Origin of the sequence: Catenovulum sp. 2E275 (assembly GCF_025515275.1) — a bacterium.
In the GTDB taxonomy this organism is placed as follows: domain Bacteria; phylum Pseudomonadota; class Gammaproteobacteria; order Enterobacterales; family Alteromonadaceae; genus Catenovulum.
Map to the genome: position 1 here is coordinate 1 of NZ_JAOPFU010000115.1, position 962 is coordinate 962.

The 962-nt window shown below is 36.8% G+C and carries 1 pseudogene; it reads left to right on the forward strand.

The features are described from left to right. Positions 1-122: 122 nt before the first annotated feature. Positions 123-793, forward strand: a pseudogene (locus N7931_RS19300) (transposase). The last annotated feature ends 169 nt before the right edge of the window (positions 794-962 follow it).

The following is a 962-nucleotide window of genomic DNA, read 5'->3' on the forward strand; positions in this document are numbered from 1 at the left end:
AACTTTTACAGCACTACATTATGATTAATAAACCTGAGCTGCGCATAAGAAAATGAACTAAATGCCCTTGTGGTGATCAGATCTTTCGACCAAGAAAAATGTTGAGAACCGAGGACAAGGGCATGATTAACTTAGACGCAATTTATGTAGATGTCGACGATTTTTGCTTACTATTCGAACCTCAATGGATAACTCACCTAATCGAAACCGGTGAAAAGCAGCGAAATAAACTATCCAGACTCAGTCACAGTGAAGTGATGACAATTCTAATCGCATTTCACCATTGAGGTTTTCGTGACTTTAAAACATTTTATATTCAATTTGTTAGCCAATATTGGCAACACCATTTTCCTGAACTTGTCAGCTATACAAGAATGTTAAAATTACTCCAAACAGTCTTACCTGCTTTGTGCAGTTATCTCAAAAAAAGATTTTCGAAACCAACCGGCATAGCCTTTATTGATTCAACCATGCTAAAGGTTTGTCATAATATGCGTATTCTTCGAAACCAAGTGATTTCAGGTGTTGCAGAGCGAGGAAAAGGCATAATGGGGTTTAAACTGCATCTGATAATGAATGATGAAGGTGGACTGCTTTCGGTAAAAGTAACGGCTGGTAACGTAGATGACCGGCAACCGATATTAATTTTATGATAGGCCAACTGAAAAATATAGCTCAGATTGTACATTTCAGACATCGGAGCTGTGTCGCATTTATCGTGAATTTAATGGCCGGATTAATCGCTTACACATTTCAAGAGAAAAAACCGAGAATTAAAGTGACTCGACTTTAGTTTTTATACAGATCTCAGGTTAATAAGGAATGTAAAACTAACAAAGTGCAGCGTCTAAGTATTACTAAACTAAATTATGACTTGGCTACTCAAAAAACGGATAAGATTTCGACCGAGAGACAATGGTTATTATACAGATAACCGTGATACTGAAGGTTTTGAGGTATTG